Source organism: Nocardia lasii (assembly GCF_042658545.1).
Classification (GTDB): Bacteria; Actinomycetota; Actinomycetes; order Mycobacteriales; family Mycobacteriaceae; genus Nocardia; species Nocardia lasii.
In genome coordinates this window covers 549,124-575,702 of record NZ_JBHSQN010000001.1, presented here as the reverse complement: position 1 = coordinate 575,702, position 26,579 = coordinate 549,124, and the positions used below count along the sequence as shown (strand labels likewise).

Below are 26,579 nucleotides of genomic sequence, written 5' to 3'. Positions count from 1 at the left end.
CGTATCGGCGATCACCGCGCGGCGGCGGCCGAAGCCCGGCATCGGTGCCCGATCGGCCGGAGTTTCGCGCGTCCGGGGCAGTGTCGACGCGGCTACTATTCTCGAGCAGTTGATCGAGTGGTTTCCGCTAGTTGTGTAGACACAGCAGGAGGCAGCGCTGATGACGGGCTCCGCGACGAAAGCCGCGACGACGACGAAATATATGTCCTGGATCACCTTGGCGCTGATGACCACGAGCTCGGTGGCCAGTCTTCGATCAGCACCGGCGATGGCCGTGTACGGATTGGCCTGCGTATTCCTCTACATCATTCCCGCGATTCTGTTCCTGATGCCGACCTCGCTGGTCGCCGCGGAACTCGCCTCGGGCTGGGAAGGCGGCGTGTACAAATGGGTCAGTGACGGCCTGAGCAAACCGCTGGGATTTCTCGCGGTGTGGTGCCAATTCGCCATGACCATTTTCTACTATCCGAGCCTGTTGGCTTATGTGGCAAGCACTTTCGCCTATATCATTCATCCCTCGCTGGCCTCCAACGGCGTGTATGTGGCGATCGTGATCATCACGATCTACTGGGCCGGGGTCTATGTGTCCTCGCAGGGCACCAAGACCGTGGCCGGGTTGTCGAGTTGGAGCCTGGTGATCGGCACCCTCATCCCCGGCGCCGTGCTGGTGATCCTCGGCCTGGTCTTCCTCGGCCAGGGCAACCACTCGGCCGCGCCGATGGACGCCGACCACCTGCTGCCCGCCTGGGCCGGCCTGGCCAGCCTGGTGCTGATCGTGAACAACTTCCTGTCCTACGCGGGCATGGAGATGAACGCGGTGCACGTCTCCTCGTTGCGAAATCCGGGCAAGGAATATCCGAAGGCGATGTTCCTCGCGGTCGGACTGGTCCTGGTGATCTTCATTCTGCCCGCGCTCGCGATCAGCTGGGTGGTCCCGGCGGCGAGTTTGAGTCTCACCGCCGGCGTGATGCAGGCTTTCGACGCGTTCTTCCACCATTTCAGCGTCGGATTCCTGACCCCGATCATCGGATTCGCCTTGGTGGCAGCGGCTTTGGGCGGCATGCTCACCTGGCTGGCTGGACCGTCGAAGGGTTTGTTGCTGATCGGGCGCAGCGAGGGTTACCTGCCGCCGATTCTGACCAAGCTCAACAAACACGGTGTGCAGCAGAACATGCTGGTGGCCCAGGGCATTTTCACCACCTTCATCGCGCTGCTCTACGCGCTCATTCCCAATGTGTCGAGCGCGTATTGGATTCTGTCGGTGATCACCACCCAGGTGTATCTGATCATGTATGTGCTGATGTTCGCGGCGGCGGCGAAACTGCGCAAGGACAAACCGAACCATCCGCGCGGATATCGGGCCCCTGCCCTGTACGCGCTGTGCGGGCTCGGGGCGCTGTCCTCGATCGCGGCCTTCGCCATCGGGTTCGTGCCGCCCTCGCAATTCGGTAGTGGCAGCCCGGCCGTCTACGTGTTGATCGTCGGCGGCGGAATGGGCGTGGTCGGATTGCTGATTCCCTATCTGTTCTATCGAAATCGCAGGGACAGTTGGAAATTCGTCGTGCCGAAGGAGGAACAGGCATGAGCACCGGAGACGCCCCCGACCACAAGCGGTACTGGATCTACGCCACGGCCGCCGGGCTGCTGGTCATCTTCATGCTGATCGGACTGTTCACCTTCACCGAGATCCGCCGCAGCGACCAGGTCGACGCCAAGGCCCGACAGCTGCACGACAGCCTCGTCGAGGCGGGACTGCCCGCGCCGGACGCGAGCGTGATCGCCAACGCGCTCGGCGAGGACGGTGGTTCGGCCTGCCAGAACCCCGACGATCCGCTGATCAAGGCCAGGTATCAGGCCGCCATCACCAACGGCGCCGCTGGACCGGGACAGCGGCCGGTGATCGCGCCGAATCAGAGTGCGCAGGCGGTGGCGCTGACCATTCAGATCTACTGCCCGGATCGGTTGTCGGCCTATCTCGACCATCTCGACACCCTGAAGCTCGACGACACTACGAATTGAGGCGTGCTCGATGACCACTGATGTCACCGCCCTGCGCGGCAAGGTCTCCGATCTGATGGGACAGGCGAAAAAGGATCTGACCCAACTGGTTTCGTTCAAGTCCGTGGCGAATCCGCGCGAGTTCCCGCCCTCGGGGTGCGCGGAGGCGGCGCACTGGGTGGCCGACGCGTTCACCGCGGTCGGGCTCGAGGTCGGCCTGCACGAGACGCCCGACGGGAGCAAGGCGGTGATCGGGTCCAAGCCCGCGCCGCCGGGAGCGCCGACGGTGCTGCTGTACTGCCACTACGACGTGCAACCGCCCCTCGACGACGCCGCGTGGAAGACGCCGGTGTGGACCCTGACCGACAAGGACGGCCGCTGGTACGGGCGCGGCGCGGCCGACTGCAAGGGCAATATCGTCACCCACCTGACCGCCCTGCGCGCGATCGGACCGGACTTCCCGGTGGGGGTCAAGGTGGTCTCGGAGGGGTCGGAGGAGCAGGGCACGGGCGGGTTGGAGAAGTTCGTCGTCGCCAATCCCGACCTGCTGGCCGCGGACGCGATCCTGGTGGCCGACTGCGGCAACTTCGCCGTCGGCGTGCCGACCTTCACCCAGACCCTGCGCGGACTGGTGAACGTGGTGATCACCGTGAAAACCCTGGACGGACCACGACATTCGGGCATGTTCGGCGGTCCCGCGCCCGACGCGCTCGCCGCGATCATCCACCTGCTGTCCTCGCTGCGAGATGCCAAGGGCAACACCACCATCGACGGTCTCACCGACAATCAGCAGTGGACCGGCGCGCAGTACCCGCCGAAGGACTTCCGCGCCGACGCGGGCGTGCTCGACGGGGTGGACCTGCTCGGCAGCGGCACCGTCTCGGAGATGCTGTGGTCGCGGCCCGCGCTGACCGTGCTCGGCATGGACGTGCCCGCCGTGGTGGGGTCCTCGGCGGCGATCCAGCCCAGCGCCCGCGCCCGGCTCAACCTGCGCATCCCGCCGGGCACCCAACCGAAACCGGCCTATGAGCTGCTGGAAAAGCATCTGCGGGCGCATCTGCCGTGGAACGCGCAGCTCGACATCGAACTCGAGGCGCTCGGCGAGCCGTTCGTCGCCGCCGAACACGGGTCCGCCCGCGACGCGCTGTCGAAGGCCATGGAGACCGCCTACGGGCGCGCGGTCACCACCGAGGGGCAGGGCGGGTCGATTCCGCTGTGCAATGTCTTCCACGACACCTACCCGAAGGCCGAGATCATGCTGATCGGCGTGGAGGAACCCCAGTGTCTGATCCACGCGCCGAACGAGAGCGTGGACCCCAGCGAGATCGAGCACATGGCGCTGGCCGAGGCGTTGTTCCTGACCAGCTACCGGGCGTGAGCACCGTCCGATGAGGAATATTGCCTGGTCACGGTCGTGCGTCGATTCGGCGCTGGCATCGTCGATGCTTGCCGGGGATTTGCCGACGCGGATAGGTTCATCGACGCGGCGCGGGGTGGCATGCGCGAAAGTCGTGGTGGCCGCGTCGGAAGGTGGCTCATGAGCAACGAATGGATTCGCGCGGGCGCCGGTGTCGTGTTCGCGAGCGGGATAGTGGTGGCCGCAACGGTGACCGGCATCGGTTCCGCCGCCGCGCAGACCGGTGGGATCAGTATCCAAGGCGAGGCGCACACCAACTGCTCCTTCACCATCACGCTGACCAACCACACCAATTCGCGCAACTACCAACCTGATTGGTGGTTCGAGGAGGAGAACGACCCGGCGATGGTGAACGCCACCGGAGCCGTCGCGGACATGCCGCCGCCGTGGCGGGCGGTGGGCGGAGTTCCGTGGCCGATCGCCCGCTGGGTCGGTGACCCGCCGCCGCTGACCTCGGGGGTGGCCGAGGGTGTTCCGGTTTTCAACCCACCCGCCGTGGGTTACAACCGCAATGCCCAGCCCGCCGGGGAGGTGACCACGCGGGCCGTCGATCTGCGTGCGGTGACGGACGCGCCTGCGCCCGTGGACAACAAACTGACCCTCTACTACCGGGTCAAGACCGGTCCGGTCACCGCGGACCGGCTACCCACCCCGCAAAAACTGGTCGTCGACGGCTGCACCTCCGGCGGTGGCGGCAGCAGCGAGTCCGGCAGCGGCACCGGCAGCAGCGGATCGGGCAGCTTCGGCTCGGTCATCCCCACGCCATGAGCCGCCACCACGCCGCGAGCTAGAACTGGCCCTGGTCCTCGGGTTCGATGACACGGAATTCCGTTCCGGCCGGGGCCATTTCGCTCAGGCGACCGAAGTAGATGCCCTGCGCCGACGGCTCGACGATGCCGAAGTGGATCGGCACGGCGGTGCGCGGGTTGACCGCGCGCAGGTAGTCGACGGTGTCCCAGATCCGCATCCACGGCGCCACCGCCGGGATGGCCAACACGCCCACCGGGACCGGCGGCACCCACAGCGAGTCGCCGGGGTGGACCAGCTGGGCGGGGTCGTTGGCGGTGCCGAGTTGGAAGACGGTGTTGTCGATCACCGGGATCTCCGGGTGGATCACCGCGTGCCTGCCGCCGCCACCGGTGATCTGTAGGTCGCCGATGTCGAGGACCTGACCCGCCGAGACCGGCTCCCAGCCCTCGCTGCGCTGCTGGGCGGTCTGCGGGTCCGACAGCAGGCGGGCGCCGGGGTTGTTCTCGATGAGCGCGCCGATGCGGTTCGGGTCGATGTGGTCGGGGTGCTGGTGGGTCACCGCGATCGCGTCGAGGCCGGTGATGCCCTCGAAGCCGTGCGCGAAGGTGCCGGGATCGAACAGCACCGTCACGCCGTGCAGTTCCACGAGGATGCAGGAATGGCCGAAGTGGGCGATGCGCATACCCGATGCTAGCGCCGCGTCCGGCGGGCCCGGAGGAGGTAGCGGAGCGTGACCACGCAGGGCACGTCCGTGACCCCGGAACGCGGGCATGACGGCCGGGTCAACTAGGATTTCGGCAGTAACCCCCACACCACATGAGGAGCAACGCGTGGCACGAGTCGTGGTCGAGGTCATGCCGAAGGCCGAGATTCTGGACCCCCAGGGGCAGGCCGTCGTCGGCGCGCTCCCGCGACTGGGTTTCGCCGGGATCTCGGATGTGCGGCAGGGCAAGCGATTCGAGTTGGAGGTTGACGACAGCGTGTCCGATGCCGAGCTCGAGCAGATCGCCGAGGCGCTGTTGGCGAACACGGTGATCGAGGACTGGAAGGTCGTTCGGGTCTCATGAGCGCTCGGATCGGCGTTATCACTTTCCCCGGCACGCTCGACGATGTCGATGCCGCCAGGGCGGTCCGGTTGGCCGGCGCCGAGGCCGTGAGCCTGTGGCATGCCGATGCCGATCTCAAGGGTGTCGACGCGGTCGTCGTGCCGGGTGGGTTCTCCTACGGCGACTACCTGCGCTGCGGCGCCATCGCCCGCTTCGCGCCGGTGATGGGCGAGGTCGTGCGGGCCGCCGGGCAGGGCATGCCCGTGCTGGGCATCTGCAACGGCTTCCAGGTGCTGTGCGAGGCCGGGCTGCTGCCGGGCGCGCTCACCCGCAACGAGGGCCTGCACTTCATCTGCCGCGACGAATGGCTCACGGTCGAGTCCACCGACTCCGCGTGGACCTCCCGCTACGAGCCCGGCGCCCAGATCCTGGTGCCGCTGAAGTCGGGCGAGGGTCGTTTCCAGGCCTCCACGCAGGTGCTCGACGAGCTGGAGGGCGAGGGCCGCGTGGTCTTCCGCTACTCCGGCGACAACCCCAACGGCTCCCAGCGCGGCATCGCGGGCATCTCCTCGGCCAACGGCCGCGTCGTCGGCCTGATGCCCCACCCCGAACACGCCACCGAGGCCCTCACCGGCCCCAGCGACGACGGCCTCGGCATCTTCTACTCGGTGCTCGACAGCCTGATCAAGGCCTGATCTCAGCGGTCCGGCAGGCGGCACAGGATGTCGAAGTCGACGCCGTCTGCCATGGCCAGCTGGGCCGGGCCCACCGCCTGATTGCCGCGGAAGCCGCGTCGGGTGGTCGGTCCGTCCAGGGGCAGGCCGTCGGCGAGTTCGGCGGTGATGGTGGGGACGTCGAGGGTGCCTACGGTGGTGGCCAGGGTGTTCAGTAGGTGGATCGCCTCGTAGGTGGAGTTGCTGAAGGTGGTCAGGGCTGGGGCGAATCTGCCCTGGTGGTGGCGGTAGCGGGTGTGGCGGGCTCGGCCTTCGGGGGTGTCGTCGAGGAAGAAGCTCGAGGCCACGTAGAGGTTGGTGTTGGCGGCGGGGCCCGCGCTCAGCAGGACGTTCTCGTCTACGGCGGGGCTCAGGCGGGGCATGACGGCCGGTAGGCCCGTGGCGGCGAACTGGCGGTTGAAGCGGGCGGTGTCGGCGCCGACCATCAGGATCAGGACCGCGTCGGCGAGCAGCAGGGCGGGGTTGTCGAGGAAGTCCTCGAAATCGGTGGTGCCGAGGGGGACGTACTGCTCGACGATGATGTCGTAGGGGTCGGACAGGGAGCGGCGCAGGGCGTGCGCGGTGCGGCGGGGCCAGATGTAGTCGTTGCCGATGATGGCCCAGCGGCGGATACCCAACTCGCGCGTCATCCAGGCCGCCGCCGGAACCGTTTGGTGGTCGGGATGTTCGCCGACCAGCAGGACGCCGGGACGTTCGTCGCCCAGGCCCTCGTGGTCGGTGGCGTAGAGGTAGGGCACTCGCGAATCCACGGCCTCGGCGACCGCCCGGCGCACGGCCGAGGTGTGCCAACCGGTGATCGCGCCGACCATTCCGGTGGCGACCAAGGCCGAGATCTCGGCCGCCACTTCGTGTGGTTCGCGCCCGCCGTCGATGGTGGTGAGTCGAATTTCGCGGCCGAGAATTCCTGTGCCGCTATTGATTTCGTCTACCGCCAGGGAAATCGCGGCGGTACACGACGGTGCGATGATGCCACCGGGGCCCTGCGTGGGCACGATCGAGAGAATGTCGATCGTTTCATCCCGGCTCTGACCGAACATCGGCATTCTGTACTCTATCGCCTAGTGCGAACAGGACTGTTCGAATGAAAGTCTCGGCAGGTTGGAATGCAATCGGTGTCCATCATAAGTGGCTGTTCCACGCTGCACGGTGCGTTACGTTCCGCGGAGCGCACCTGGGTGTGTCGACTCGAATCGGCACTGTCGGAACATAATCTCACGGCCGACCACTGGGCGATCCTGTCGCAACTGTCGACCGAGGACGGGATGACCATGTCGGAACTGGCCGCCCACGCGCGGCTGGCGCCGTCCTCGGCCACCCGGCACGCGGACGCGCTCGCCGAGCGCGGGCTGATCTTCCGGGTCGCCGCGACCGACGATCGTCGCCGGATCCTGATCGGGCTGAGCAGCCTCGGCGCCAAGCTCACCACCAAGATCCGCGCGCAGGAGAAACTCGCCGAAGATCAACTGCGCACGCGCCTTGGCGTACGCCGCTACGGCGAGCTGGTGGCCGCGCTCGCGGTGATCGCCGACCTCGACGACTAGCCGACGGGGATGCCCCCGCGCGGCATCGTGCCTAGGATCGCAGGATGCCGGTTTCTCTGACAGCGGCCACGGCCAGCGGATTGTGCGCCTTCATCGATGCCTCGCCCTCACCGTTCCACGTGTGCGCGACGGTGGCGGCCGAGCTCGACGGCAACGGGTTCACGCCCCTGACCGAGTCCTCGGCCTGGGCTGACGCCGGAGGCAAACACTATGTGGTGCGCGGCGGTTCGCTGATCGCCTGGGCCGACTACGACGCCGCCCCCACCGACCCGTTCCGGGTGGTCGGCGCGCATACCGACAGCCCCAATCTGCGGGTGAAACAGCACCCCGACCTGGCGATGGCCGGCTGGCAGCTGGTCGGGCTCGAACCCTACGGCGGGGCCTGGTTGAACTCGTGGCTCGACCGGGAACTCGGCCTGTCCGGGCGGTTGAGCGTGCGCGAGGGCGCGCGGATGCGCGATGTGCTGGTGCGCATCGACGAACCGATCCTGCGGGTGCCGCAGTTGGCGATCCACCTGTCCGAGGAGCGGCGCGGGGTGACGTTGGACCCACAGCGGCACGTGAACGCGATCTGGGGGATCGGTGAGGCGCCGGTGTCGTTCCTCGACTTCGTGGCCGACCGGGCCGGGGTCGACGGGGGCGCGGTGCTCGGCTGGGAGCTCATGACCCACGACCTCGCCCCGAGCACGCTGGTGGGGCGCGACCGCGATCTGGTGAGCGCGCCACGACTCGACAATCAGGGCACCTGCTACGCCGGGCTCCAGGCGTTTCTGGCCGCCGCCGACGAGCCGGGTGCGGCGACGGCGGTGCTGGTGATGTTCGACCACGAGGAGGTCGGCAGCCAGTCCGATCGCGGGGCGCAGTCGGATCTGCTGCCCGCCGTGCTCGAGCGGATCGTGCTGGCCCGCGGTGGTGGGCGCGCGGATTACCTTGCGGCGCTTGCCGGTTCGGTGGTCGCCTCGGGCGATATGGCCCACGCGACGCACCCGAACTATCCGGAGCGGCACGAGCCCGCGCACCGCATCGAGGTCGGCGGTGGGCCGGTGCTCAAGGTGAACCAGAACCTGCGCTACGCCACCGACGCGGCCGGGGCGGGAGCGTTCGCGCTGGCGTGCGCGCAGGCCGGGGTGCCGCTACAGCGCTACGTGCATCGGGCGGATCTGCCGTGCGGGTCGACCATCGGACCGATGACGGCGGCCCGCACCGGGATCTCGACCGTGGATGTCGGGGCGCCCCAGCTGGCGATGCACTCGTGTCGCGAACTGATGGGCGCGGCCGACGTCCCCGCCTACGCCTCGGCGCTGGCGGCCTTCCTGACCCCGGAGTCCGACGACTGACGATCGGGGCGTCACGATCGTCGGACGCCACGTGTCGCGCACCGATGGACGCCGCCTACGCCTCGGTGCCGGCGGCCTTCCTGACCCCGGAAGACCTCGACGGAGTCGTCCGCACGGTCCGTGCACCGGGCGGCCGCCGACGGTTCGGTCGAGGTCGCACCGCCCGGTCATGCGCGAGCGCTCAGGTCCGTGCATCGGTTGGCGTCGCCACTTCGGCCGGGGCCGGCTGCGGTCGCGCCCGGCCCGCTCAGTGCGCGACGAGACCCTTCGCGTCGGCGGACTTGCGGGTCGGACGGTAGGTGATCGCCGCGTAGGTGATCACCGCGAAGGTGGACCACACGTAGCTCGAGCCGATGATCTGCTGCCACCACGTCCAGTCGAGTTCCTGGCCGTCGGAGTGGGGGAGCAGCCACTGCGGGCCGATGATGAACATCAGCGTGAACCCGGCGACGAGGGCGGTGAACGCGGGCGAGCGGCGGCGGTCGGCCAGTGCCACGGCCACGACCAGCGCGGGCGCCACCCAGACCCAGTGGTGCGACCACGACACCGGCGAGACCAGCAGCACCGCGGCGGCGTTCACCAGCAGCGCGGCCACCTCGTTGCCCGCGTTGATCAGGCGGTACATCCACACCGCCGCCAGCGCGACCGTGAGCACCGACAGGCCGATCCACAGCCCGGTCGCCAGCGATTCGTCCATGCCGAGCCGGAACAGCGTGCCCTTGATCGACTGGTTGCCCGCGAAGTACGGGGTGCCGATGCGGCCGGTGTCGGACACGGTGTGGAACCAGTATTCGACCGAGTCACGCGGGAACAGCAGGAAGCCGACCCCCACCGCGCCCGCCGCCGAGGCGACCATGGTGGCCGCGGCCTTCCAGTCGCGGCGCAGCAGGAAGTACAGCAGGTACCCGGCCGGGATCAGCTTGATCGACACCGTGATCCCGATCAGCATCCCGCGCGGCAGCAGCGGCTTGCGCGCGAGGATGTCGATCGCGACCGCGGCCATCAGCACCAGGTTGATCTGGCCGAAGTTGAAGGTCTGGCGCACCGGTTCGAGGAACTGGGCCAGGCCGAGGCCGGCGATCACCACGGTGAGCACGGTGATGCGGTCGAACTCGGGGCGCACCCGGATCAGCACCAACCACAGCACGATGCCGAGACTGGCCAGCGAGGTCGCCAGCACCACGACCTCGGCCACCACCAGCGGCATCAGGGCCAGCGGGACGAAGAACATCGCGGCCAGCGGCGGGTAGGTGAAGGGCAGGCCGAGGCCGTAGACGGGCGGCATCGGCCCGTACAGGTCACCGCCGTCGAGCCAGACGCGGGCGCCGTTGCGGTAGACCTGCAGGTCGATGAACCCGTGCCACCAGTGCGCGAGCAGCGCGACAGCGGCCGAGATCACGAACAATCCGATGGCGACGGTCAGTCGACGCCGCTCGCGGTCCGGCTCGGTCTGTGCGGGAGCAGGCTCGACCTGCTCGGTAACCCCCGGACTTTCGTTCACGGCGTCAGAATAACGGGTGCTCATTCGGTCGAACGGCCAGTGTGAAATACCGGGGGATCCGCACCGCCCCCGGTCGAGGGCACTCCGGGGGTCGGAGGTCGTGGTCGCAACCATTAGACTCTGCGATTAAGTTCCCCCGGCCGAAAGGACCCTGGTCTCCCGTGACACTGCAGGTCGACACCGTCGCCACCGCCGCAGCCACCCCGGATGCTCCGCAGCCGTACAAGGAACTCGGTCTCAAAGACGACGAGTACGCCCGCATCAAGGAGATTCTGGGCCGCCGGCCCACCGACGCCGAGCTGGCGATGTACTCGGTGATGTGGAGCGAGCACTGCTCCTACAAGTCCTCCAAGGTGCACCTTCGCTACTTCGGTGAAACCACCACCGACGAGATGAAGGCCTCCATGCTGGCCGGCATCGGCGAGAACGCCGGTGTGGTCGACATCGGCGACGGCTGGGCCGTCACCTTCAAGGTCGAATCGCACAACCACCCGTCCTACGTCGAGCCCTACCAGGGTGCGGCCACCGGCGTCGGCGGCATCGTGCGCGACATCATGGCGATGGGCGCGCGCCCGATCGCGGTCATGGACCAGCTGCGTTTCGGCGCCGCTGATGCCCCCGATACCCGTCGCGTGGTCGACGGTGTGGTGCGCGGCGTCGGCGGCTACGGCAACTCGCTGGGCCTGCCCAATGTCGGCGGCGAGACCGTGTTCGACGCCTCCTACCAGGGCAACCCGCTGGTGAACGCGCTGTGCGCGGGCGCGATGCGCGTGGAAGACCTGCACCTGGCCTTCGCCTCCGGCGCGGGCAACAAGATCATCCTGTTCGGCGCGCGCACCGGCCTCGACGGCATCGGCGGCGTGTCCGTGCTGGCCTCGGACTCCTTCTCCGGTGACGAGTCGGGCTCCGGGCGCAAGAAGCTGCCCGCCGTGCAGGTGGGCGACCCGTTCACCGAGAAGGTGCTCATCGAGTGCTGTCTCGACCTGTACGCGGCCGGTCTCGTCGTCGGCATCCAGGACCTCGGCGGCGCCGGACTGTCCTGTGCCACATCCGAACTCGCCGCGGCCGGTGACGGCGGCATGCACATCGACCTGACCAAGGTCCCGCTGCGCGCCAAGCACATGACCCCCGCCGAGATCCTGTCGAGCGAGTCGCAGGAGCGCATGTGCGCGGTCGTCACCCCCGAGAACGTGGACGCGTTCATGGCCGTGTGCAAGAAGCACGACGTGCTGGCCACCGTCATCGGTGAGGTCACCGACGGCGACCACCTCGTCATCACCTGGCACGGCGAGACCGTGGTGGACGTGCCGCCGCGCACCGTCGCCCACGACGGCCCGGTCTACGAGCGCCCCGTGCAGCGCCCGGACTGGCAGGACGCGCTGATCGCCGACACCACCGCCGCGCTGACCCGCCCGAAGACCGGCGACGAACTGCGCGAGACCCTGCTCACGATGATCGCCAGCCCGGCGCTGTGCAGCCGCAAGTGGATCACCGAGCAGTACGACCGCTACGTGCGCGGCAACACCGTGCTGGCCGAGCACGCCGACGCCGGCGTGGTCCGCGTCGACGAGGTCACCGGTCGCGGTATCGCCCTGGCCACCGACGCCTCGGGCCGCTACACCAAGCTCGACCCCTACACCGGCGCGCAGCTGGCGCTGGCCGAGGCCTTCCGCAATGTCGCCACCACCGGCGCCACCCCCAAGGCCGTGTCCAACTGCCTCAACTTCGGTTCGCCCGAGGATCCGGGCGTGATGTGGCAGTTCCAGCAGGCCGTGCGCGGTCTCGCGGATGGCTGTGCGGCCCTTGGCATTCCGGTCACCGGCGGCAACGTGAGCTTCTACAACCAGACCGGCAAGGACGCGATCCTGCCGACGCCGGTGGTCGCCGTGCTCGGCGTGATCGACGACGTGCACCGCCGCATCCCCACGGGCCTCGGCCTCGAGCCGGGCGAGTCGCTGATCCTGCTCGGCGACACCCGCGACGAGCTCGACGGCTCGATCTGGTCGCAGGTCACCCACGATCACCTCGGTGGCGTGCCGCCCAAGGTCGACTTCGCCCGCGAGCAGCTGCTCTCGGAGGTGCTCACCTCGGGGTCGCGCGACGGCATGATCTCCGCCGCGCACGACCTGTCCGAGGGCGGGCTGGCCCAGACCGTCGTCGAAGCCGCGCTGGCAGGCGAAACCGGTTGCCGCATCGTGCTTCCCGAGGGCAGCGACCCGTTCGTGCAGCTGTTCTCCGAGTCGGCCGGGCGCGTGCTCGTCGCGGTGCCGCGCTCGGAGGAGACCCGCTTCACCAAGATGTGCGACGCGCGGCAGCTGCCGTGGGTGCGCATCGGCGTGGTCGACCAGGGTTCGGACTCGGTCGAGGTGCAGGGACAGTTCTCGGTGACACTCGCCGAATTGCGCGAGGCGTTCGAGGGCACCCTGCCTAAGCTGTTCGGAGCACATTCCGCGTGAGTTGACCGATGAGGAGTCGAGCTTGACTACAGAGGAAACGAGCTCGGCTGCTCAGCCGGAAGTGCGCGCTCACGGCGCGCACGACAGCGGCGCGCACCGCGACGACACGCATGAGAACCTCTTCGTCAGGGTTGTTCACCTGGTGGAGAGGTTTTTTCATCCCAACTACACCGGTCTGATCGTCGCCACGATGTTCTTCGGGCTGTCGCTGACGCCCTCGCTGCTGCCGCGCGACTGGTTCTTCCAGGGCCTGGTCAGCGGCATCAACGCGACCATCGGCTACGGCCTCGGCTGCCTGCTGGCCTGGGCCTGGCGCAAGTGGGTACTGCCCAAGATCACCTGGCCCGACCAGGTGAAATCCGCGTGGGCCAAGCGGCCGAGTTGGACGCTGGTGGCGCTGCGGGGCGCGATCGTGGTGGTGTGCCTGGTCTTCGCGGTGCTGATGAGCCTGCAGTCCTCGAAGTGGCAGCGCCAGATCACCGATCTGATGGGCATGGAACCGGTCTCCGACGGCGGATACACGCGCACGGTGCTGCTCGGCGCGCTGGTGGTGGGCCTGCTGATCTGGATCTCGCGGCTGGTGGTGCGGGTGGTGCGGGCGGTGACCCGCGCACTCAACCAGTGGGTGCGGATTCCGACGGCGCTGGCCAAACCGCTCGGCGTGATCGTGGTGCTGGTCCTGGCGGTCATGCTGTTCAACGGCGTGCTGGCGAAAGGCTTTTTCGCCGTGGCTAATTCGGCGTTCAGCGCGCGCAACAGCCACACCTCGCCGAACGCGGTGCAACCGACCCTGCCCGAACGGTCCGGCAGCCTCGACTCGCTCGCGAAATGGGACACGCTGGGATCGGAAGGGCGCTGGTTCGTCGCGAACGCGCCCACCGCCCTCGCCATCAGCGAGGTCACCGGCAAGCCCGCGCGCGAACCGATCCGGGTCTACGCGGGGCTGGAATCGGCCGACGGCATCGGCCCGCAAACCGATGTGGCCGTGGCCGAACTCGACCGCACCAAGGCGTGGGAACGCGAAGTGCTGGTGGTGATCAGCACGACCGGCACCGGCTGGGTCGACTCGACCAGCGCCGAATCCATCGAGCTGATGTTCAACGGCGACACCGCGCTGGTGGCGACCCAGTACTCCTATCTGCCCAGCGCGCTGTCGTTCCTGTCCGACCGGGACAAGTCGATGAACATGGGCCGGATGCTGTTCGACAAGGTCTACGACCGCTGGTCCACGCTGCCCGAGGACAACCGGCCCAAGCTGCTGGTCTACGGCGAGAGCCTCGGCTCGCAGGGGTCGGAGGGCGCGTTCTCCGGGCTGGCCGACATCCGCAACCGCACCGACGGGGTGCTGTGGGTGGGCCCGCCCAACTCCAACCGGCTGTGGGGTGAGTTCGTGACCCGGCGCGATCCCGGCACCCCCGAGATCGTCCCGATCTACGCCGACGGGTTCTCGGTGCGCTTCGCCGCGGCGGCCGACCAACTCGGCAAGCCGACCCCGACCTGGAACGATCCGCGCATCGTCTACCTGCAGCACGCCTCGGACCCGGTGGTGTGGTGGTCGCCGGACCTGCTGTTCGGCAGGCCCGACTGGTTGCGTGAACCACGCGGACCCGATGTGTCACCGGCGATGTCGTGGTACCCGATCGTCACGTTCTGGCAGGTCGCGGCGGATCTGCCACGCGCGCAGACGGTTTCGGACGGGCACGGGCACAACTACGGCAACCTGGTGCCCGACGCGTGGGCCGCGGTGGCCCAACCACCTGACTACACACCGGAATTGGCGACCCGGATCAAGGCGTACCTCGAGGAATCCGCGGCCACCGAACGGCAGCTGAAGTGAGGAACCGGGGCAGCGCCGAACCCCTCGATCGGGGCTGCCCCGGTTCGCTCACGACACCGGTTTGAACGGATTGTGTTCGGCGATCAGCTGTTCGATGCGCGCCTCGTCGAGGCGACTGATCACCGACTGGGTCTCCTGCTGGTCGCGCACGACCTTGGCCAGGGTGAAGCAACTGGTCACCAGGAACAGGCCCGACATCGCCAGGAACGCGCGCTGCCAGCCGTCCAACGGCAGGTAGGCGATACCGGCGCCGGTCCCGAACAGACTGACCGCGAAGGCGATCGCGGCCTGGGCCATGTAGGCCGAGGTGTTCTTCGGCTTGGTTGCGTTTGCGCTCATGGTTTCCAGTGTGCTGATCTGCGGCTTCGCGATCGCGCGTACAACTACTCGAGCGGGCTACGTAGTTTGTGAGTCCTAGTTGTGAGCGGGTCCCTGGTCACAAATCCGGTGATTGTCGGTGCCGACGGCCATACTGGGGCGGTGTCCAAGCGCGCCAGCACCTCCGCGACGCTGCGTGCGCGCGGCGCCGTGATCGTGCGGCGGGTGGAGCGGGTCGTCGACCTGAACTACCCCGGCCTGGTGCTGGCCACGCTGTTCTTCGGGCTGTCGGTGACGCCGTCGCTGATGCCGCGCGACTGGCTGTTCCAGGGGCTGATCAGCGGGATCAACGCCGCGATCGGGTACGGGCTCGGGTGTGTGCTCGAGTGGGTGTTCCGGCGGTGGGTGCGCGCGCGGATCCCCATTCCGGGTCCGTCGGATCGGGTGCGCTACGCGATCAAGGCGACCGTGCTGGTGGTGTGCGCGCTGGTCGCGGCGCTGATGCTGGTGCAATCGGCGCGCTGGCAACGCGAGATCACCTCGCTGATGGGCATGGCGGGCACCACCACCCCCGCCTACCTGCGCACCGGGCTGCTCAGCGTGGCCGTCGGGGTGGCGGTGGTGGCGGCCTATCGGACGCTGCGAGTGCTGGTGTTGGTGCTGGCCCGCCAGCTCAACCGGTGGGTGAAGGTGCCGCGCGAGGTCGCGCCCGCGGCCGGGTTGCTGGTGCTGGTGGTGTTCACGGTGACGATCTTCAACGGCGTCGCCTCGCGGGCGTTCTTCGCCGTCGCGAACTCGGCGTTCAGTGTGCGCAACGACCGGACCACCTCGTACGCGGTGCAGCCGGTCGCGCCGGAGCGGTCGGGCAGTCCCGGCTCGCTGGCGGCGTGGGACACGCTGGGGTACGAGGGGCGCTGGTTCGTGGCCAACGGGCCGAGCTCGACCGCCATCACGGCGGTGACGGGAAAGCCCGCGCGCGAACCGATTCGGGCCTATGTGGGGTTGGAGTCGATGAGTCGCGACCAGACCGCGGCGCAGTTGGCGGTGGCGGAGTTGGAGCGCACCAAGGCATTCGACCGCGAGGTCATGGTGGTGGTCACCACCACCGGGACCGGGTGGGTGAACGGGATGGCGGCGGGGGCCGTGGAGTACCTCTACGGCGGCGACACCGCGATCGTGGCCACGCAGTTCTCCTATCTGCCCAGCGTGCTGTCGTTCCTGTCGGACCGGGAGAAGGCGGCCGCGGCGAGTCGGGAGCTGTTCGACGCGGTGTACCAGCGGTGGTCGGCCCAGCCCGCGGGGCACCGGCCGAAGCTGTTCGTCTACGGGGAGAGTCTGGGGTCGCAGGGCTCGGAGGAGGCGTTCGACGGGCTGGCCGATCTGCGCGAGAAGGTCGACGGCGCGCTGTGGGTGGGGCCGCCGAACTCGAATCGGTTGTGGCGGCAGTTCGTCGACCGGCGCGATCCCGGTTCGCCGGAGGTGGCACCGGTGTACGCCGACGGGCTCGTCGTTCGATTCGCCGATGACGCAACGGATTTCGTCGGTACCGAGCCGTGGCGGGAACCGCGCATCGCCTACCTGCAACACCCATCGGACCCGATCGTGTGGTGGTCGGCGGACCTGATCTTCACCCGGCCAGACTGGTTGAGCGAGCCGCGCGGTTCGGATGTGTCGACGCAGATGCGGTGGGCGCCGTTCGTGACGTTCTGGCAGGTCACGGCCGATCTGACGAACGCGCAGGGTGTGGTGGACGGGCACGGGCACCGGTACGGGAGTCTGGTGTTGGACGGGTGGTTGGCGGTGGCGGCGCCGCCGGGGGTCGATCCCGAGACGGTCGAGAGTATTCGCGCGGCGGTGGAATCGGCGGAGATCTACGAGCGGGAGGTCAAGTGAGACGGCTTGTGGCGCTGGTACTTCCGCTGCTGTGGAACAACCGGGTGCTGCCCGCGCTCGACCTTCCGCTGCGTGGGCGGACCGCCGCGAACATCACCTTCGCGGCGGGCTACACGAAGGTGTTCCGAGGTAGTCCGAACTGGTTGTCGCCCAGTGGATTCCGCTGGGGATTCGCGAGCGCTTCGGTGGTGCTCGCCGGTTACGTTGTCGCCCTGTCGATTCCCTCGCTGCGTCGACTCCCGCTGGAAATCGCCGTCCGCGCGCCGGAGACCTCGACCCTCGAATGGATCGCCCTGCACATCCCCGTTGGCACCGTCCTGGCCGAGGAGGCGATCTTCCGCGGTACCCTCGACCCGCTGCTCACCGAAGTACCCGCCGCCCCCGCCCTGAGCGCCCTCGACTTCGGCCTCTGGCACATCCACCCGGCGAAAGCCGCGGGCGACCCGCTCCCACCCACCCTGCTCGCCACCACCCTGGCCGGCCTCGCCTTCTCCGAACTCCGCCGCCGCTCCGACAGCGCCACCGCCCCCGCTCTACTCCACCTCGCCCTCAACGTCGGCGCCGCCCTTGCCCCCACCGCCGCCCGCTGGGTGGCGGGACGTGTCGGGAGCGGTCGGTAGCCTGACGGCCATGGCTGGTCGAAACGCGGTGGACCCCGCACAGGTACGAGCGGCGGTATTGCGCGTGGCGGAATGGCTCACCGACTCCGACGCCACGACCCCCGCTCGCCCCGAGATCGCCGCCGCCGTCCGCGGCACGGCCCGCGCCCTCGCGAGCAGCGCCCCGGGCCATTCGGTCGAGGTCCGCGTCCCCCCGTTCGTGGCGGTGCAGTGCATCGAGGGCCCACGGCATACGCGCGGAAATCCCCCGAACGTCGTCGAAACCGACCCCCGCACCTGGCTGCTCCTGGCCACCGGCCTGCTCGACTTCGAGACGGCCGTCGACTCGGGAAAACTCTCCGCCTCGGGCTCACGCGCGATCGAGGTCGCGGCGTGGCTACCGATCGTGCCGCTGCCGCGCCCCTGATCCGGTCAGTGCAGGTTTCTGCGGTGTAGGCCCTTGTTGTCGTAGTAGCGGGTGACGGACAGGCCGAGGATGACGGCGAAGACTATGCCGATCAGGGCCATGAAGGTGCCTCGGCCCAGGCCCGCGTCGAAGTTGGAGTCGAAGTAGAGGATCGAGCGGACGCCCAGGTAGACCTGGTGCATCGGTTCGAATTCGGCGAGCCAGGTGAGGTACTTGGGGGTGGCTTCGATGGGGACGGTGCCGCCGGAGGAGGGCAGGCCGAGCACGACGAACAGGATCATGTTGATCAGCAGGCCGGGGGTGCCGAAGACGGCGAGCATGGTCAGGCCGGTCCAGCCGCAGGCGATCAGGCACAGCACCGAGAACAGGTACAGGCTCAGGGGATTGCCGATCGGCATGTTCAGCGCGGCCGCGACCAGGATGTAGACCAGCGCGACAACGAGCGACACCACCACCATGATCACCCATTTGACCAGCAGGGTGCCCACGCGGGTGATCTTCAGCGGCTCGTGGTGGATGTAGATCGGACCGAACTCGTTGGGCACGAAACCCAGGTGCGCGTCGGTCATGGTGTGCACGATCATCGCGCCGATCATGCCCGCGAGCAGCAGTAACAGCGCGTAGAAGAACGCGGTGAGACCCTGCCCGGTGCCCTTGGGCAGCGGACGGAACTCCGAGGAGACGATGTCGATGGGCTGCTGCAGGGTCAGCATGGCCGCCCCGGAGACCTCGGGGGCGGGGGCGCCGGGCGGAGTCTGCGCCAGCGTCGCCTTCACCTGATCGGTGAGCTGGATGCCGACCTGCTTGTCGACCTCGGTGAGTGCCTGCTGACCGATCTGCTGGGTGATCTGGGTGCCGAACGCGCCAAGGCGCGGGTTGGTCTGCAGGGTGATCACCGGACGTTCCATCTGACCGGCCACCACCGAACCGGCGCCCAGAATGCCCAGCCGTTTGCTGAAGTCGCCGGGGATGATGATCGCGCCGTAGATGTCGCCGTTGCGCAGCTGCCGCTCGGACTCGGTGATCCCGATGACCCGCAGGTCCACCTTGTCCTTCGGAATGCCCTCGACCAGCGCGTCGGTGACCTGCTTGCCGAAGTCGACCGGGGTGCCCGTGCCGGTGACGTCGCCCACGTCGAGGTTCACCACCGCGATCGGGAACCCGTGCAGGTTGCCCTCGGGATCGGCCACATAGTCCAGGTACATGACCCCGAGCAGGGCGGTGAGAATGGTGAGCACGACGGTCGGGCGCAGGATCATGCGCAGGAATTCGCCCCGCTGCATCTCACGTGTGGCCGATCTCGCTCTGCCGGTGCCAGGTCGAGCGGAATTCCCCGGCTCCGATTCGGCGTTGGAACCCTCCGAAGCGGTCCGACCGGCCTGTTCGTTCGCACTGTCGTCCGTGGTCACAACCGGCACGGTAACAGCAGAAGGCCATGATTCGGCCGCCATCGAGCCGGTGTTCGCCACCGGTATGCGAGCGGACGTTCTCCGAGTTGCCCAGGACCCGTAGACTGACTGGTGCCCCCAGCCCGCCCGAACAGGGAGCAAACGGTGACCGACATCGATCCGACGATCGTGCCAACGTCCACTACCCCCGACGAGATCGAACACGAACCTCGCGAGGAGTGTGGCGTCTTCGGCGTCTGGGCTCCCGACGAGGACGTGGCCAAGCTCACCTACTACGGCCTGTACGCGCTGCAACACCGTGGCCAGGAAGCGGCCGGTATCGCCGTTTCCGACGGTTCGCAGATCCTGGTCTTCAAGGATCTCGGCCTGGTCTCCCAGGTCTTCGACGAGCAGACCCTGGCCGCCATGCCCGGCCATATCGCCGTCGGCCACTGTCGCTACTCCACGACCGGTGGTGTCACCTGGGAGAACGCGCAGCCGATCTTCCGCACCACCTCCGTGGGTTCCGGCCTGGCGCTGGGCCACAACGGCAACCTGGTCAACACCGCCGAATTGGCCGGTCGCGCACGCGAACTCGGCCTGATCGGCGCCGGGGTGATCGACGGTCGCCCGCAGATGACCGGCGCCACCTCCGACTCCGACATCGTCACCGCGCTGCTCGCGCACGCCTCGGCCGACTCGAGCATCGAAGCCGCGGCGATGGAGTTGCTGCCGCAACTGCGCGGCGCGTTCTGCCTCACCTTCATGGACGAGCACACCCTCTACGCCGCGCGTGACCCGCACGGCGTGCGCCCGCTGGTGCTGGGTCGCCTCGATCGCGGGTGGGTGGTCGCCTCCGAGACCGCCGCGCTCGATATCGTCGGCGCCTCGTTCGTCCGCGAGATCGAGCCCGGCGAACTGCTGGCCATCGACTCCGACGGCGTGCGCTCCATGCGCTTCGCCAACCCCGAACCCAAGGGGTGCGTGTTCGAGTACGTGTACCTGGCGCGCCCCGACACCACGATCGCCGGGCGTTCGGTGCACTCCACCCGCGTGGAGATCGGCCGCAAGCTGGCCAAGGAGCATCCGGTCGAGGCCGACCTGGTGATCCCGGTGCCCGAGTCGGGCACGCCGGCCGCGGTCGGCTACGCCCAGGGCTCCGGGATTCCCTACGGCCAGGGTCTGATGAAGAACGCCTATGTGGGCCGCACCTTCATCCAGCCCAGCCAGACGATCCGTCAGCTCGGCATCCGGCTCAAGCTCAACCCGTTGAAGGAAGTGATCCGCGGCAAGCGGCTCATCGTCGTCGACGACTCGATCGTGCGCGGCAACACCCAGCGCGCGCTGATCCGCATGCTGCGTGAGGCCGGGGCGCTCGAGATCCACGTGCGCATCGCCTCGCCGCCGGTGAAGTGGCCCTGCTTCTACGGCATCGACTTCGCCTCGCGCGCGGAGTTGATCGCCAACGGCACCGGCGCCGACGACAGCTACGCCGACATGGTCGAGAACGTGCGTCGCTCGATCGGCGCCGACACCCTCGGTTACGTCTCCACCGAGGGCATGATCGCGGCCACCGAGCAGCCCGCCTCGCGACTGTGCACGGCGTGCTTCACCGGCGACTACCCGATCGAGCTGCCGACCGAGGCCGCCATCGGCAAGAACGTCCTCGAGGGGATGCTCTCGGGCAAGGCCGAGGCGAAGCTGCTGGGCGAGAACGTCAACGTCGACGCGTTGAGCCGCCCGTAGCGCGAGGAATTACCGAAAGGGCCGTCCAGGATAAACCCTGGGCGGCCCTTTTCGCGCGCGGGGTACGTTTTGCTATTTAGTAATATTTGTTCACCACTTTCGTAAATATAGTTCATTACCTGCCTGAAATATTTCGGCTCGTTTGAAACTGGCCGGTAATGGTTCACCTGTACGGTCCCTCGTTATCGCATCCGTGATCCGGATGATGTACGGCGTTCGAGAATGGGACCTGATGGCAAAGAAGACACAGAACACGCGTGCGAAACAAATTGCCGCAGTGGGTATTTCGGCGGCCGTCGCGGCCGCGTTGGCGGGTTGCGGCTCCGGTCGCACCGATGAGGGCGGTTCGGGAGCGGGCCTGGTAGTCGGCACCACCGACAAGATCTTCTCGCTCGACCCGGCCGCGGCCTACGACAACGGGTCGCTGCTGGTGGAGAACCAGATCTATTCCTACCTGCTGAATTTCGCGCCGGGCGACACCACACCCGCACCGGACGCGGCCGAGAAGTGTGCATTCACCGCGCCGACGGTCTACACCTGCACGATCAAGCCGGGCCTGAAATTCGCCAACGGCAACCCGCTGACCGCCAAGAGCGTAAAGTTCTCCTTCGATCGCATGGTCTCGATCAACGACGCCAACGGTCCCGCCTCGCTGCTCGGCAATCTCGACAAGACCGATCTGGTCGACGACCTCACCGTCGCGTTCACGCTCAAGGTCGCCAACGACCAGACCTTCCCGGCGGTGCTGCCCACCCAGGCCGGTCCGATCGTCGACGAGAAGGTGTTCCCGGCCGACCGGGTCGCCACCGACGAGGAAGTCGTCGCCGCCAAGGGCTACTCCGGCCCGTACACGATCGCGAGCTACGACAAGAACAAGCTGGTCGAATACCAGGCCAACGGCGACTACCAGGGCATCCTCGGCACCCCGAAGAACACCAAGGTCTCGACCAAGTACTACGCCACCTCCGACAACCTGAAGCTGGACCTGCAGAAGGGCGCCATCGACGTCGGCTACCGCTCGTTCACGCCCACCGACATCGACTCGCTGCGCGCCGACTCCAAGGTGAAGGTCACCGACGGCCCCGGCGGCGAACTGCGCTACATCGTGTTCAACCTCAACACCATGCCCGGCGAGACCCCCGAGCAGAAGCTGGCCGTGCGCAAGGCGATCGCGTCCTCGGTGGACCGTGAGGCCCTGGCGACCGGTGTGTACAAGGGCACCTTCCAGCCCGCCTACGGCTTCGTGCCCGCCGGAATGGCCGGTGCGGCCGAGCCGCTCAAGGACATCTACGGCGCCAAGCCCGACAAGGCGGCGGCCGCGAAGTTCCTGGCCGACGCCGGCGTCGCCACCCCGGTGACGCTGAACCTGCAGTACAACCCCGACCACTACGGCTCGAGCTCCTCGGAGGAGTACGCCGCGGTGAAGTCCCAGCTCGAGGCCTCGGGTCTGTTCAAGGTGAACCTGCAGTCCACCGAATGGGTCACCTACCAGAAGGAGCGGGCCACCGACGGCTACCCGCTGTACCAGCTCGGCTGGTTCCCGGACTTCCCGGACGCCGACAACTACCTGACGCCGTTCTTCGCGCCGAACAACTTCCTGCAGTCGCACTTCGAGAACCCCGGCATCAGCGCGCAGCTCACCGCCGAGGCCACCGAAGCAGACCCGGCCAAGCGCGTCGAGATCCTGAAGAAGGTCCAGACGGATCTGGCGCAGAACTTCCTGCCGACCCTGCCGCTGCTCTCGGGCAAGCAGGTCGCGGTGTCGACGCCGGGCGTCTCCGGTGTCGATGAGACCCTCGACGGCTCCTTCAAGTTCCGGTTCACGGTTCTGAGCAAGTGAGTGACGTTGCCGCCGCGCCCGGATCACCGGTCCGGGCGCGGCGTTTCGGGTGGATGCGCGGCGGGGGTTCCCGCCAGGTGGCTTTGCTGCGGTACCTGCTGATTCGGCTGCTGCTGATTCTGCCGACCGCGTGGTTGCTGGTGACGGTGGTGTTCTTTCTGATGCGGGTGATCGGTGACCCGATCAGCGCGGCCATGGGTGGTCGGCTGACCCAGGCCCAGATCGAGGAACGCAAGGAGGCGGCCGGGCTCAATCGGCCGATCCTGACGCAATATTGGGAGTATCTGTCCGGGTTCGCCCGCGGTGACTTCGGGCGCACACAGGACAACGAGGCGATCAGCCAGGTGGTCATCACCTACGGCGCCGCCACGTTCGAGCTGGTGTTCTGGGGTCTGCTCGTCGCGTTCGCGGTCGGTGTTCCGCTGGGCAGATACGCCGCGACACATCGGGATTCGCCCTCGGACGCGTTCCTGCGGTTCTCCGCGGTGCTCGCCTACGCGGCGCCGGTGTTCTTCGTCGGCATGCTGCTCAAGTTGATCTTCTCGGTGTGGCTGGGCTGGTTCCCGGTCGGCGGTCGGGCCAGTACGCACGTCGAACTGGCGCTGCACCACGTCTCGCCGAAGACCAACATCCTGATCGTCGACGCGATCCTCTACGGCGAGCCGTCCTATGTGCTCGACGTGCTCCAACACGCGGTACTGCCCGCAGTGGCGCTCGGATTGCTCACCGGCGGCATCTTCCTGCGACTGGTGCGGGTGAACCTCATCCAGACCCTGCGCAGCGATTTCGTCGAGGCGGCACGGGCGCGCGGGTTGTCCGCGCGGGTGGTCACCGGCAGGCACGCGGTGCGCAACGCGCTCATCCCGATCATCACGGTGATGGGCATGTGCATCGCCATGATGCTCGGCGGCGCGGTGCTCACCGAGACCACGTTCGAATGGAAGGGCTTGGGCTATCAGCTCGCCGAGTACCTGCGCGCGCGGGACTTCATCGCGGTGCAGGGCATCGTGGCGTTCATCGCGGTGGTCGTCGCGGTGATGAGCTTCGTCGTCGACGCCATCGTCGCGCTGATCGACCCGAGGGTGAGGTTCTGATGACCACCGCCGTGAAGCGGCGCCTACCCGGCGCCGATCTGCTCTCGAAAACCGGTGGGCTGCAACGGGTCACGCTCATCACCGGGCTGGTGTTGGTCGCGGGATTCGTGCTGGTGGCGGCCTTCGCGCCGCTGCTCGCGCCCTACGGTCTGGCCCAGAACTCCGCTGACGGTGTGGCTTTCGTGCCGCAGCAGGGACCATCGGCCGAACACTGGTTCGGCACCTCGGTGCGCAGCGAGGACGTGTTCTCGCGGGTGCTGTTCGGCGCGCGCACCGCGCTGCTGGTGATCGCGATCTCGGTGACCCTGTCGCTGCTGGTCGGGGTGCCGCTGGGGTTGCTGTCGGGGTACCTGGGGCGCTGGGTCGACCGGACCCTGGTGCTGATCATGGACGCCATCTACGCGTTTCCCTCGTTGCTGCTGGCCATCGTGGTCTCGATCGTCGTCGCCGGCGGCACGTCGAGCAGTCTCGGCGGAATGCTGTCGGCGGCCATCGCGATCACGGTTGTCTATGTGCCGCAGTACTTCCGGGTGGTGCGCAATGCCACCGTGGCGGTCAAGACCGAACCGTACGTGGACGCCGCCCGGGTCACCGGTGCCTCGACCACGCGGATCATGTTCCGCCACATCCTGTCCAACGTGACCGGCTCGCTGCCGGTGATCGTCACCATCAACGCCGCCGACGCCATCCTCACCCTGGCGGCGCTCGGCTTCCTCGGGTTCGGCATCGAGCCGACCCAGGCCGCCGAATGGGGTTACGACCTCAACAAGGCGCTCAACGATGTCTCCAACGGCATCTGGTGGACCTCGATCTTCCCCGGCATCGCGATCGTGCTGGTCGTGCTCGGGATGACGCTGGTCGGCGAGAGCCTCGACGAAACCCTCAACCCGCTGCTGCGCACGCGGCGCGCGGCCACCTCGAAGGAGACCGTCGATGAGTGACAAGACCGCCGCGCTGGCCGTGTCGGGCCTGTCGGTCACCTTCTCGACCGACAGCGGACCGGTGCACGCCGTCCGCGACGTCTCCTACGAGGTGTTCCCCGGCGAGGTGCTCGCCATCGTCGGCGAGTCCGGCTCGGGCAAGTCGGTGAGCTCGCGCACCGCGATCGGCCTGCTGCCGCACTCGGCGTCGGTGCGCGGGCTGGTCACCATCGGCGACCGGCCGGTCACCTCGATGACCGAACGACAGCTCACCGCCCTGCGCGGCGGCGAGGTGTCGATGGTGTTCCAGGAGCCGGCGCGGGCACTGGACCCGCTGTTCACCGTCGGGTTCCAGATCTGCGAAGCCCTGCGCGCGCACAGCGACATGAGCCGAAAAGCGGCCAAGGCCAAGGCCATCGAGCTGCTGCGCTCCGTGGGACTGCCCGATCCGGAACAGCGGGTCGACTACTACCCGCATCAGCTCTCCGGCGGGCAGAAGCAGCGCGTGATGATCGCGATCGCCATCTCGTGCGAGCCGAAGGTGATCATCGCCGACGAGCCGACCACCGCGCTCGACGTGACCGTGCAGGCCGAGATCCTGGAACTGCTGCGGGATCTGCGCGACCGGCTCGGCAGCGCGATCGTGCTGATCACCCACAACATGGGGGTGGTGGCCGACCTGGCCGACCGCGTCGTGGTGATGCGGGCGGGCGAGGTGGTCGAGCAGGCGCCGGTGCACGAGCTGTTCGCCAGCCCGAAGGCCGACTACACCCGGGCCCTGCTCGACGCGGTGCCGCACCTCGGGGCGTCGACCACCACACGGCCGACGATCGACCGGACCGCCGAACCGGTGTTGGACGTGCGGGACCTCGTCGTCACGTTCCCCGGACCGTTCGGGCGGCCCGCGTTCCGTGCGGTCGACGGGGTGAGTTTCCAGATCCGGCCGGGGGAGACCCTCGGCCTGGTCGGCGAGTCGGGGTCGGGCAAGTCGACCATCGGGCGGTGCGTGGCCGCGCTGCAACGGCCCTCGGCCGGGCACGTGCTGATCCGCGGGCAGGACATCGCGGACCTGTCCCAGCGCAAGCTGCGCCCGATCCGGCGGCGGTTCGGGTTCGTGTTCCAGGACCCCGCGGGCTCGCTGAACCCGCGCCTGACCGTCGGCGAGTGCGTGGCCGAACCGCTCGTGGTACACGGCGTCGGCGACAAGGCGAGCATCCGCGCGCGCGTGCGACACCTGCTCGACGACGTCCATCTGCCCGCGGGCACCGAGAACCGCTACCCGCACGAACTGTCGGGCGGACAGCGGCAGCGGGCCAGCCTCGCGCGGGCACTGGTCCTTGACCCGGACCTGCTCGTCGCCGACGAACCGACCAGCGCCCTCGACGTGTCGGTCCAGGCGGCCGTGCTCGAACTGTTCGCCGAACTCCAGGGCGAATGCGGGTGGGCGTGCCTGTTCATCAGCCACGACCTCGCCGTGGTCGACCAACTCGCGGACCGGATCATGGTCCTGCGCCAGGGCGCCTGCGTCGAGGAAGGCGACAACGAACAGATCCTGCGCAACCCGCAGCACGAGTACACCCGCCGTCTGGTCGCCGCCGTCCCGGTGCCCGACCCGGTCGAACAGCGTCGCCGCCGCACCGCCACCCTCGCCACCGCACCGGCGAGGTGAACAACCAGGCCCGACACCCGGTTTCGCGGTCTCGGTCCTGACACCGACTCCACCCTCGACGCACGCGT

The 26,579-nt window shown here is 68.1% G+C and carries 24 protein-coding genes; 18 read left to right on the top strand and 6 right to left on the bottom strand.

Annotation, left to right across the window (positions count from 1 at the left end; all coding sequences use genetic code 11):
* Positions 1–234 (bottom strand): hypothetical protein (locus ACFP3H_RS02580; protein WP_378598894.1); only part of this gene is annotated, 234 nt, incomplete at its 3' end.
* Between ACFP3H_RS02580 and ACFP3H_RS02575 the strand changes: the two genes are divergently transcribed.
* From ACFP3H_RS02575 to ACFP3H_RS02560, 4 genes are all read left to right on the top strand, one after another.
* Positions 227–1,585, top strand: a complete 1,359-nt coding sequence (locus tag ACFP3H_RS02575; protein WP_378598891.1) for an APC family permease — start codon at positions 227–229, stop codon at positions 1,583–1,585. The genes ACFP3H_RS02580 and ACFP3H_RS02575 overlap by 8 nt on opposite strands.
* Complete coding sequence (locus tag ACFP3H_RS02570; protein WP_378598888.1) at positions 1,582–2,019, top strand: hypothetical protein; 438 nt, start codon at positions 1,582–1,584, stop codon at positions 2,017–2,019. Before ACFP3H_RS02575 ends, ACFP3H_RS02570 begins: the two co-directional genes overlap by 4 nt.
* A 10-nt stretch (positions 2,020–2,029) precedes the next feature.
* On the top strand, positions 2,030–3,376 hold the full coding sequence (locus tag ACFP3H_RS02565; RefSeq protein ID WP_378598885.1) for a dipeptidase: 1,347 nt from the start codon (positions 2,030–2,032) through the stop codon (positions 3,374–3,376).
* A gap of 159 nt (positions 3,377–3,535) precedes the next feature.
* Positions 3,536–4,183 carry a hypothetical protein gene (locus ACFP3H_RS02560; RefSeq protein WP_378598882.1) on the top strand — a complete coding sequence of 216 codons (648 nt, stop codon included), beginning with the start codon at positions 3,536–3,538 and terminating at the stop codon, positions 4,181–4,183.
* Between the two features lie 19 nt (positions 4,184–4,202).
* Here ACFP3H_RS02560 and ACFP3H_RS02555 read toward each other — a convergent pair whose 3' ends face one another.
* Positions 4,203–4,847, bottom strand: coding sequence for an MBL fold metallo-hydrolase (locus ACFP3H_RS02555; protein ID WP_378598879.1), 645 nt, complete (start codon positions 4,845–4,847; stop codon positions 4,203–4,205).
* Positions 4,848–4,995: 148 nt separating this feature from the next.
* Here ACFP3H_RS02555 and purS point away from each other — a divergent pair, with 148 nt between their 5' ends.
* Together purS and purQ are read left to right on the top strand one after the other, a co-directional pair.
* Positions 4,996–5,232 carry a phosphoribosylformylglycinamidine synthase subunit PurS gene (gene purS, locus ACFP3H_RS02550; protein WP_218718741.1) on the top strand — a complete coding sequence of 79 codons (237 nt, stop codon included), beginning with the start codon at positions 4,996–4,998 and terminating at the stop codon, positions 5,230–5,232.
* The gene (gene purQ / locus ACFP3H_RS02545) at positions 5,229–5,906 is read left to right on the top strand and encodes a phosphoribosylformylglycinamidine synthase subunit PurQ (RefSeq protein WP_378598874.1); all 678 of its coding nucleotides are present in this window, start codon (positions 5,229–5,231) and stop codon (positions 5,904–5,906) included. Before purS ends, purQ begins: the two co-directional genes overlap by 4 nt.
* Before the next feature lie 2 nt (positions 5,907–5,908).
* On the opposite strand, the gene ACFP3H_RS02540 is transcribed toward purQ, so the two are convergent.
* Positions 5,909–6,982, bottom strand: a complete 1,074-nt coding sequence (locus ACFP3H_RS02540) for a substrate-binding domain-containing protein (protein ID WP_378598871.1) — start codon at positions 6,980–6,982, stop codon at positions 5,909–5,911.
* Between the two features lie 66 nt (positions 6,983–7,048).
* On the opposite strand from ACFP3H_RS02540, the gene ACFP3H_RS02535 reads away from it, so the two are divergent.
* Together ACFP3H_RS02535 and ACFP3H_RS02530 are read left to right on the top strand one after the other, a co-directional pair.
* Positions 7,049–7,486: a MarR family winged helix-turn-helix transcriptional regulator gene (locus tag ACFP3H_RS02535; protein ID WP_378598868.1), complete on the top strand. Its 438-nt coding sequence runs from the start codon at positions 7,049–7,051 to the stop codon at positions 7,484–7,486.
* A 44-nt stretch (positions 7,487–7,530) separates the two neighbouring features.
* On the top strand, positions 7,531–8,823 hold the full coding sequence (locus tag ACFP3H_RS02530; protein WP_378598865.1) for a M18 family aminopeptidase: 1,293 nt from the start codon (positions 7,531–7,533) through the stop codon (positions 8,821–8,823).
* 247 nt (positions 8,824–9,070) lie between these two features.
* Here the strand turns inward: ACFP3H_RS02530 and ACFP3H_RS02525 are convergent, their stop codons facing one another.
* The gene (locus ACFP3H_RS02525; protein WP_378598862.1) at positions 9,071–10,324 is read right to left on the bottom strand and encodes a glycosyltransferase 87 family protein; all 1,254 of its coding nucleotides are present in this window, start codon (positions 10,322–10,324) and stop codon (positions 9,071–9,073) included.
* A gap of 161 nt (positions 10,325–10,485) precedes the next feature.
* Here ACFP3H_RS02525 and purL point away from each other — a divergent pair, with 161 nt between their 5' ends.
* Positions 10,486–12,780 carry a phosphoribosylformylglycinamidine synthase subunit PurL gene (gene purL / locus ACFP3H_RS02520; protein ID WP_378598858.1) on the top strand — a complete coding sequence of 765 codons (2,295 nt, stop codon included), beginning with the start codon at positions 10,486–10,488 and terminating at the stop codon, positions 12,778–12,780.
* A 142-nt stretch (positions 12,781–12,922) separates the two neighbouring features.
* Positions 12,923–14,617, top strand: a complete 1,695-nt coding sequence (locus tag ACFP3H_RS02515; protein WP_378598855.1) for an alpha/beta hydrolase — start codon at positions 12,923–12,925, stop codon at positions 14,615–14,617.
* Between the two features lie 48 nt (positions 14,618–14,665).
* Here ACFP3H_RS02515 and ACFP3H_RS02510 read toward each other — a convergent pair whose 3' ends face one another.
* Entirely contained in the window at positions 14,666–14,956 is a 291-nt protein-coding gene (locus tag ACFP3H_RS02510; protein WP_378598852.1) for a YiaA/YiaB family inner membrane protein, read from the bottom strand.
* Positions 14,957–15,097: 141 nt separating this feature from the next.
* Between ACFP3H_RS02510 and ACFP3H_RS02505 the strand changes: the two genes are divergently transcribed.
* The 3 genes from ACFP3H_RS02505 to ACFP3H_RS02495 are packed head-to-tail and all read left to right on the top strand — an operon-like array spanning position 15,098 to position 17,854.
* Positions 15,098–16,828 (top strand): alpha/beta hydrolase, encoded by a 1,731-nt coding sequence (locus ACFP3H_RS02505; protein WP_378598849.1) that lies wholly within the window; start codon positions 15,098–15,100, stop codon positions 16,826–16,828.
* Positions 16,825–17,448, top strand: coding sequence for a CPBP family intramembrane glutamic endopeptidase (locus tag ACFP3H_RS02500; RefSeq protein WP_378598846.1), 624 nt, complete (start codon positions 16,825–16,827; stop codon positions 17,446–17,448). Before ACFP3H_RS02505 ends, ACFP3H_RS02500 begins: the two co-directional genes overlap by 4 nt.
* A 10-nt stretch (positions 17,449–17,458) precedes the next feature.
* On the top strand, positions 17,459–17,854 hold the full coding sequence (locus tag ACFP3H_RS02495; protein ID WP_378598843.1) for a sterol carrier family protein: 396 nt from the start codon (positions 17,459–17,461) through the stop codon (positions 17,852–17,854).
* A 5-nt stretch (positions 17,855–17,859) separates the two neighbouring features.
* Here the strand turns inward: ACFP3H_RS02495 and ACFP3H_RS02490 are convergent, their stop codons facing one another.
* Positions 17,860–19,137 carry a YhgE/Pip domain-containing protein gene (locus ACFP3H_RS02490; RefSeq protein WP_378598840.1) on the bottom strand — a complete coding sequence of 426 codons (1,278 nt, stop codon included), beginning with the start codon at positions 19,135–19,137 and terminating at the stop codon, positions 17,860–17,862.
* Between the two features lie 270 nt (positions 19,138–19,407).
* Here ACFP3H_RS02490 and purF point away from each other — a divergent pair, with 270 nt between their 5' ends.
* The 5 genes from purF to ACFP3H_RS02465 all read left to right on the top strand — a co-directional run bounded on the left by purF (position 19,408) and on the right by ACFP3H_RS02465 (position 26,511).
* Positions 19,408–20,988, top strand: a complete 1,581-nt coding sequence (gene purF / locus ACFP3H_RS02485) for an amidophosphoribosyltransferase (RefSeq protein WP_378598837.1) — start codon at positions 19,408–19,410, stop codon at positions 20,986–20,988.
* A gap of 232 nt (positions 20,989–21,220) precedes the next feature.
* Complete coding sequence (locus ACFP3H_RS02480; protein WP_378598834.1) at positions 21,221–22,828, top strand: ABC transporter substrate-binding protein; 1,608 nt, start codon at positions 21,221–21,223, stop codon at positions 22,826–22,828.
* Between the two features lie 53 nt (positions 22,829–22,881).
* Entirely contained in the window at positions 22,882–23,922 is a 1,041-nt protein-coding gene (locus tag ACFP3H_RS02475; protein ID WP_378599628.1) for an ABC transporter permease, read from the top strand.
* Positions 23,922–24,863: an ABC transporter permease gene (locus ACFP3H_RS02470; RefSeq protein ID WP_378598831.1), complete on the top strand. Its 942-nt coding sequence runs from the start codon at positions 23,922–23,924 to the stop codon at positions 24,861–24,863. The genes ACFP3H_RS02475 and ACFP3H_RS02470 overlap by 1 nt, the downstream gene beginning before the upstream one ends.
* A complete protein-coding gene (locus tag ACFP3H_RS02465; RefSeq protein WP_378598829.1) occupies positions 24,856–26,511 on the top strand; it encodes an ABC transporter ATP-binding protein in 1,656 nt (551 codons plus the stop codon). The genes ACFP3H_RS02470 and ACFP3H_RS02465 overlap by 8 nt, the downstream gene beginning before the upstream one ends.
* The last annotated feature ends 68 nt before the right edge of the window (positions 26,512–26,579 follow it).